Annotated in this window: 6 protein-coding genes and 2 pseudogenes; 4 read left to right on the forward strand and 4 right to left on the reverse strand. The window is 58.8% G+C overall.

The features are described from left to right. Window positions 1–549: pseudogene (locus CAGGBEG34_RS08890) on the forward strand (hypothetical protein); the annotation flags it as partial. An 86-nt stretch (window positions 550–635) separates the two neighbouring features. Further along, window positions 636–1,847 (forward strand): DUF2863 family protein, encoded by a 1,212-nt coding sequence (locus tag CAGGBEG34_RS08895; RefSeq protein ID WP_042688480.1) that lies wholly within the window; start codon window positions 636–638, stop codon window positions 1,845–1,847. A gap of 49 nt (window positions 1,848–1,896) precedes the next feature. Here CAGGBEG34_RS08895 and CAGGBEG34_RS08900 read toward each other — a convergent pair whose 3' ends face one another. The 3 genes from CAGGBEG34_RS08900 to CAGGBEG34_RS08910 form a co-directional block, all read right to left on the reverse strand. Then, window positions 1,897–3,093 (reverse strand): COX15/CtaA family protein, encoded by a 1,197-nt coding sequence (locus CAGGBEG34_RS08900; protein ID WP_006683314.1) that lies wholly within the window; start codon window positions 3,091–3,093, stop codon window positions 1,897–1,899. A 10-nt stretch (window positions 3,094–3,103) separates the two neighbouring features. Continuing rightward, window positions 3,104–3,679: an SCO family protein gene (locus CAGGBEG34_RS08905; protein ID WP_006683315.1), complete on the reverse strand. Its 576-nt coding sequence runs from the start codon at window positions 3,677–3,679 to the stop codon at window positions 3,104–3,106. A 124-nt stretch (window positions 3,680–3,803) separates the two neighbouring features. After that, window positions 3,804–4,505, reverse strand: a complete 702-nt coding sequence (locus tag CAGGBEG34_RS08910) for an SURF1 family protein (protein WP_006683316.1) — start codon at window positions 4,503–4,505, stop codon at window positions 3,804–3,806. A 7-nt stretch (window positions 4,506–4,512) separates the two neighbouring features. On the opposite strand from CAGGBEG34_RS08910, the pseudogene CAGGBEG34_RS11860 reads away from it, so the two are divergent. Next, window positions 4,513–4,710 (forward strand): annotated as a pseudogene (locus CAGGBEG34_RS11860) (twin transmembrane helix small protein); the annotation flags it as partial. A gap of 453 nt (window positions 4,711–5,163) precedes the next feature. Here the strand turns inward: CAGGBEG34_RS11860 and CAGGBEG34_RS08920 are convergent. Next, window positions 5,164–5,421, reverse strand: a complete 258-nt coding sequence (locus CAGGBEG34_RS08920) for a KGG domain-containing protein (RefSeq protein ID WP_006683318.1) — start codon at window positions 5,419–5,421, stop codon at window positions 5,164–5,166. Between the two features lie 305 nt (window positions 5,422–5,726). Here CAGGBEG34_RS08920 and CAGGBEG34_RS08925 point away from each other — a divergent pair. After that, the coding region (locus CAGGBEG34_RS08925; RefSeq protein WP_042688479.1) for a bifunctional ADP-dependent NAD(P)H-hydrate dehydratase/NAD(P)H-hydrate epimerase at window positions 5,727–7,175 on the forward strand (1,449 nt) is incomplete at its 3' end.

Consider the following 7,175-nt stretch of genomic DNA (forward strand, 5'->3'; position numbering starts at 1 on the left):
CAACGCACCCGGAATGCCGCGCGCCATAGCCGCCGTCGTCCAGCGGCCTCTTCCGGAGGGACGGCGCGCCCCCGTCAAATGCTGGATGCGCCACGTCGCGCGCAATCCGGCGTGCAATCCGTCCAGAAGCAGCCCGCGTTTTCAGAACAAGCCGTCCGGGAAGAGGCTGGAGATGCCGGAGATGGATTGGAAGCGCAAACCGCCGCTGCTCCGGAGGGACGGGAGACGTTGCACAAACGGCGCCGCCGCGGCCGCAGGAGCGCGGCTTCTCAGGCGCCGGAATTACGGCCAGAGAGTCAAACCGTACAAAATACCTTGAACAAGGAAAAAGCTGAAGCGATTTTCAACGATCCCTCGCCATCCGCCGATCACGCTTCCAGACTGGTGCAGGTGGATACCGACGCCGAGAAACTGCGCGCTTTAGCCCAAGATGCGACGACTCTCCCGAATGCGCCGCGCGCGGCGCAGCGCACGCGCAGGCCAAAGCCATTCATACCGGATACGCCAATGAGTCAGATTGAAACGGTTCAGCCGGCGGAGCGGCGCTAGAGCATTTTTCAGCGAGATTGCTACTTTCGCGAGCGCGAAGTGACACAATGCAAGCCGCAGAATCCAATCTAAGCGTCTATCTTTTCATGCGTTCCCGAATGTCCAAATATTTTCCAATGGATGCCAAAAAGCTGGTCAGCCTCGCCTGTGCGCTTTTTGCGTCCCGCTGCCATACTGAAGATCGCTTCTGGAAAAACCGGATAGAGGCATTGTTACCCAAACTGCTGCGCAACGGTCATCAGAGCGTATTGGATGCCGCGCTTGAACAGCTTCAAAAAAATCATCCAGGCGCCTGTAGCGTATTGGCTGAATTGGCCGAAGCGCAAAGCGAATCATTTACGTTTGAACATGAGGGCAGCGCATGGGACGCTGTGCTGATTGCAGCGCCTATCCTGGTCTGGACCCGTTATTCCATCCCATCCGGCGCGTTAAAGCCGGACTTGACCCAGACCTTGCGGTCTCATCTTCAGGCATATGTATTGGCGCAGAATACGCAGGTTGCGGTTGCGCCCTGTTTGTACAGTATTGATCAACTGCCGGACGACCACGTCAATGTATACCGCTTTGCGCAACAATTGGGGCAGTCGGCTTGCACAAACGCGCCGGTGCAGATTGCGGCTGACGATCTGCCGCAGGCGGCGTCCGCGCTGGCCGATCCGCGTTTCCTTCTTGCGGTCGCAGCCGCGCCGGCCGGAATGGCGCTGTTCCGCTGGCAGGAAGAGCGCGGCGCGCACGCTGGACGCGACGCCTGTCTGGCCCGATGGGCTGAGCAAGGGCGCGCGCCGCTTGCCCTCGCATTGCCTGGATGTGAGTTTGAATGTTTACTGCCCGATGCATACTACAGCGCATGCCGCAACGCCGATACCCGTATTCGCACCGCAGTGCTGCGCACCGCAGTGCGCTATCTCCAGGACGCGCTTGCCGTCGATGCGGGAGATTTACGCGCCGTCATCGGCGGTTTTGGCGAACGCCATGTAGAGGAGTACCGGATCGGCTTTACCCGGCGCGGCAATGCTGAAGTGCTGCATGGCATTGTCTGGCCGTTGTATGGGGAAGAAGAGGCGAGTTTTGACTTATCTTATACAAATATGGAAGACGGGCCTGAACGCCATTCGAACGTCAACATTATTGATTTATTAAAAGAGACGGGCATTCACGAGATCCGGCGGCATCCGCATCGTTTTGAACCCGAATATTGCGACGACTGCGGCGCGCCTCTGTACGCTGACCCTCTGGGTGAAATTGTTCATGCCGGCATGCCGGAAGAGGTAGAGACTGCACAGCCGCGATTCCACTAGAGCATTTTTCACTGATTTTCCCTATGTCGCTTCGCGCTCGCCGTATTGTTCATACTGTCTTCGCGCTCGCTCCTCGGGCAAATCGACTGAAAAATGCTCTAGGCGTTTCGCACAGTCGCGCTGGCAAGGCGCGCCGACGCAGACAGTACAACTCGTACGGCAAGGAGGCGCAACGACGCCAGCGCGACTGTGCGAAACGCCTGCGAGTGTTCAGCATGATCATCAGCCAAAGCAGCGCGGCGCTGCCCGCGCTATGCAGCCATGCAATCATCAACGGAGATTTCAGCGCAACCGTCGCCAGACCGGTCGCAAATTGAGCGCCTAACGCCAGCATCAACCCGTTTGCCTCAGGCCGCAGCGCCCGGCACCGGCGCAGGCGTAAACCCAGCCAGATCAAATAAATGGCGAGGATGCAGGCAAAGGCGCGATGCGTCCAGTGAATTGCGACGAGTGCATCGTGCGTCAGATAAGCGCCGTTGGCCGTGCGTCCGAGCGCGCGCCACAGTTGAAAACCGTGTTTGAAATCCATTGCAGGCAGCCACGCGCCGAGACAGGTTGGAAAGTCTGGACACGCAAGCGTCGCGTAATTGCTGCTCATCCAGCCGCCAAGCGCAATTTGCACGATGAGCAGCGCGAGCCCGGCGCGCGTCGCCCGCTGCCCGCGCGGCGCCTGGAATGGAATACGGTCTGTAAACGGCGTACAGGCGATTGCAAAACACGCCAGCGCGCCAAAAAGTGTTAAGCCAAGCAGTAAATGGAGGGTGACAATCAAGGGCTGCAATTTCAATGTCACCGTCCACGCGCCAAATGCGCCCTGTACGCCAATTAATGCCAGCAGTACAAATGGCCAGGCGGGCGAGATGCGCGGTTGACGGTGTTTAAGCCATGCGATCACAGTGATCACAATCAGCAGCGCGCCCAGCGCCAGCGCCAGATAACGGTGGAGCATTTCAATCCACGCTTTCATCAGCGTTACCGGCCCGTTGGGCCAGAGCGCCTGCGCTGCGCGGATATCCTGATGCGCATGCAGAGGCGAGGCCGTGCCATAACACCCAGGCCAGTCTGGACAACCCAATCCGGCATCGGCCAGCCTTGTGAAGCTCCCCAACAGAATCAGATCCAGCGTCAGAAAAGCCGCGACCCAAACCAGTGTGCCGAATTTGCCGGCGCCGCTGCGCAGCCAGACCCAAGCCAAAGGCAAGAATGCAATCGCCGCGCCAATCAGTCCGAGTTGAAGAATGAGCATTAGAACCCTTTTAACCCGACCCTGACCACTTCAGCAAACGGGCCACGTCCTTTTGCATTCTGTTGGGCGTCAGTTCCATTGAAAAACGCATCATCAAATGCCCCTTCGGGTCGATCAGGTAAATGGCGTCCGCGTATGTTTGATCTATTTGTGCTGGCAGCCACCGGACAAGCAAGGCGCGCGCGGATGCATCTGCAATTAAAAAGCGTGTGCCGCGGTACGCTTGTTGCACCACAGGCGGCGCGGGCGCATGATCGGCGCGAATCCAGATGGTCAGCACGCGCGCGCGTTCCTTGCCTTGGGCTGCGCGAATTTGCCGCATGAAATAGAGCTTTTTGACGCAGTCCTGCGCGCATGCGCCTGCATCGGCTGAGAGCATCAGCCATTTGCCACGTAGAGCGCTGAGCGGCACTTCCTCTATCTTTCCGTCTTTTGCTTCCCAAAGCCTCAAATCGGGCGGAACAGGCCGCTGCGGTTCAATCAATATGCCGGAGTTCACTGCACGCCTGGCAGGCTTGAACACGTAATACGCCAGGCAGGCGGCGATAACGGGCGCTGCACAAATCAGGGCGATCCATATAAGCATCCAGCGATTGCAGTGCGCATTAGAGCCTTTCTTAATCGCGTTGCAACAAGGAGCAAGCGCGAAGACAGTATGAATAATACGGCGAGCGCGAAGCGACGCAGTGGCAGCGCGATTAAGAAAGGCTCTACCGTGCGGCACGGTACGCCCCATACAATCCACAGAGCGCAATTGCAACCGCAATGCCCCACCACTGCACCATATAGCCGAGATTGCGTTCGATGCCCGCGGTCGCAGGCGGCCAGTCGCGGATTAAACCATCATTGGCATTGCCAGTTTGCCAGATGACGACCGGCTGCAATGACAATCCGGTTTCTTTTTGATACGCTGCGATATCCAGATTCTGCCGGATACGCAACTGCGGCGCCGAGCCGCCCGCGCCTAGCTCGAATGCGCGCCCCGCATCCGGACGCGCAATGCCTTTGATCTCAATTTCGCCCGCGGGCGTCTGATACGGAAGAATTCTGGCGCGCTGCGCTGCATGACGCGGCAGCCAGCCGCGGTTGACCAGCGCATAAGAAGAACCGTGATTGAGCGCGAGCGCCATGAGCACATAAAAGCCGGGTTGATCATGATACGGGCGGTTATCCAGATAGACCGTATACTCCGGCATCCAGCGCCCGCGCGCGCGCACCCGATGGTACGCCACGTCGCGCAGCGGCAGCGGCGCGGCCGTCACCGGTATCGGCGCAGCATTCTGATACTGCAACAGACGCTTCTGAAGCGCCGCTTTCTGGTGCGTGCGATCCCGCTGCCAGAAACCGAGCGCGATCGCAATGAGCGTTGCAGCGCAGGTGATTAACGCAGGCCAGAAGCGGATTTTAAGCATGAAAATCATGACTGTTCTGATTGCAGCCGTTTTTATCCTAATCGGCGTCAGTCTAGCGTGCGCGCTGTACTTCATGATGCGCGACCGGGGCGCAACCAAACGGATGGTCTACTCGCTGATGGCACGGGTGGGTTTATCGATTGGACTCTTTTTGTTTATTTTATTCGCATACCGGCTGGGCTGGATTCAAAGCACTGGAATTCCCTATGCTTTTCGTGCAACCTCTGCGCGTCTAAGCGCCCAGTCCACCCCTTGTTCTCCATCTGCTGCCCTCTTCTTCACCGCTTCCTGTTGCTGGACGGCTGCGCTTTTAAGCGATGGATCCGTTTTTGTGGCTGCGGAAGTCAAAGGCTCATCCGCGCAGCGGCTGCACGCGGATATCGCAGGCGGATCACTCGCTGGAAACGATAAATCAATCGCGATATCCAGCAATTGCTGATAGGAAGGCAACTGTCCGCTTGCGACCGGCAATTCGCTCACGCTTCCAGTTTGATCGCATGGATTCAAATACGGTGCTTTCATATCTCTTTCAGACTAAAAGCCTGTTCAGATCGTAAACAGGTTCTGAGCAGACTTCAAAAAAGGCCAACCTAAGTTGGCCCTTATATGGATTGACTTACGAAACACTGTTGACGTTCAGTAACGCGCATCCGCCGGATTACTGATTTTTATGGCTCTGGCGGCCAGCTTCTGCATGCTGTGCGCGGCTAGCATGTCCGCCATGACTATGCTGACCGCCTTTGCGTCCGGCTTCGCGCGCCTGTTCAGAATCAAATTCATGCGCTGTCCCTTTCTCATGCGCAGCGCGCCCCCCGGCGGCGGAAATTGCCCGCTGCCGCTCCGGATCCATCGCGCCAAACCCTCTGGGGCTGTGTCCTTCCGATTGATGCTGCGCGCTTGCTTTTGTAGTTGCCATAATGCACTCTCCTTTGGATGGGTATTCATTTCAGCCTAGATCAAATGGCAGTCCTTAGAGCCTGCGCACGATTCTTTCTGCGCGCCCGTGAGCCTGCGTCGGACGGCGCGGAATCCTCACATATATCAAATATGCTCCGGTTCCTGCGCTCCGTCCTCCAAGGCTTCCAGGCGCTCGTCACGGATCGCGAACAGGCTCTTAAAAAACATGATCCGGCCTGCTCAGACAGAAAGTAGTGACCTGACCGCCATGAAGGAAAGTTTAGGCGTTTCAGACATTTTTTCAAGCACAGCCGCTATTTTTTTATGACTGCTGACGTATTCATTGCATCCGCAGCGCACACCCTGCCCCTTTATACCGTGGCTCAACTGCGCGCGCTGGAAGCCGACGCCGCACGGACATTGCCGCCTGATACGCTGATGATGCGCGCAGGCAAAGCGACTGCCGCATTCATCCGTCAGCGCGGCGCAGACTGCGCGGCGCACCGTACCTGGATTGCCGCCGGCCCCGGCAATAATGGCGGCGATGCGCTCGCCGCCGCCACTGAATTACATCAGCAAGGGGTTTCTGTAGAAGTCTGTATGCCCGCCCGCGTGAACGCCAAAGACGCCTGTCATGCGCTGGACATCGCCCGCGCGGCAGGCGTCTGCATTACGGATACATTACCCGATCAGGATGTCAGAAAATACCAATGGGCGATTGATGGGCTGTTTGGCATCGGTCTGACCCGGCCGCTCGACGGTATCTATGCGGAACTTGCCCGGCGGCTGTCCCGGCGCACGGAATCCGGCAGCCCGGTGCTGGCGCTCGATCTCCCAAGCGGGCTGAATAGTGACACGGGCGCGCGGGTCAAGAACGGCAGCGCCGTCAAAGCCACGCATACGCTCACTTTTATCGGCGTCAAAGCCGGTCTGTACACTGCCGATGGCCGCGATTATGCGGGTGAAATCTGGCTCGCGCCGCTGGGCCTTGACGTAGATGATGTAGACTTGGAGCATTCTAAGCACAAGCTCTGGCTGAATGCGCCCGACCTCTTCAAGTTACGCCTTCCCGCGCGTCCGCACGCTGCACATAAAGGAGATTATGGCAATGTGACCGTGCTGGGCGGTCATACCGGCATGATGGGCGCACCAATGCTCGCCGCGCGCGCCGCGCTTTTTGCCGGCGCGGGCAAAGTCCGCGTTGCGCTCATGGCAGACGCGGGTCCTGCATACGACCCGCTCTATCCGGAACTGATGCTCGGCAATCTCCATACATTCGATGCTTCCGATGTAGACGTATGGGTGATCGGCTGCGGTATGGGCCGGGATGCGCGCGCCCGCGCCGCATGCGCGGATGCGCTCGCGCAAGGCGCGCCAACAGTGATCGATGCGGACGCGCTCAATCTGATCGCGCAACGCGAAGACCTCGCCGCGCGCGTTGCGCAGCATCCAGACGCGGCCGTACTGACCCCACACCCGCTTGAAGCGGCGCGGCTGCTGCGCTGCGATGCCAATGCGGTCCAGCATGACCGTCTGGCCGCGGCCCGCGCGCTCGCCGCGCAATACAGTGGTATTGTTGTCCTAAAAGGGTCGGGCACCGTGATTGCAGCGCCGGATGGACATCTGGCGGTCAATCCAACCGGCCATGCCGGACTGGCGACCGGCGGCAGCGGCGATGTGCTCAGCGGCCTGATTGGCGCGCTGATCGCGCAACGCATGCCGCCTTTTGAAGCGGCGCTTGCCGCCGTCTTTCTGCATGGCCGCGCCGCTGAA

The organism is Candidatus Glomeribacter gigasporarum BEG34 (genome assembly GCF_000227585.1).
Taxonomy (GTDB): domain Bacteria; phylum Pseudomonadota; class Gammaproteobacteria; order Burkholderiales; family Burkholderiaceae; genus Glomeribacter; species Glomeribacter gigasporarum_B.

Coding starts and splice junctions, on each gene's coding strand:
- CAGGBEG34_RS08895 (WP_042688480.1), top strand. CDS start 636: ATGCGTTCCCGAATGTCCAAATATTTTCCAATGGATGCCAAAAAGCTG.
- CAGGBEG34_RS08900 (WP_006683314.1), bottom strand. CDS start 3,093: ATGCTCATTCTTCAACTCGGACTGATTGGCGCGGCGATTGCATTCTTG.
- CAGGBEG34_RS08905 (WP_006683315.1), bottom strand. CDS start 3,679: ATGCTTATATGGATCGCCCTGATTTGTGCAGCGCCCGTTATCGCCGCC.
- CAGGBEG34_RS08910 (WP_006683316.1), bottom strand. CDS start 4,505: ATGCTTAAAATCCGCTTCTGGCCTGCGTTAATCACCTGCGCTGCAACG.
- CAGGBEG34_RS08920 (WP_006683318.1), bottom strand. CDS start 5,421: ATGGCAACTACAAAAGCAAGCGCGCAGCATCAATCGGAAGGACACAGC.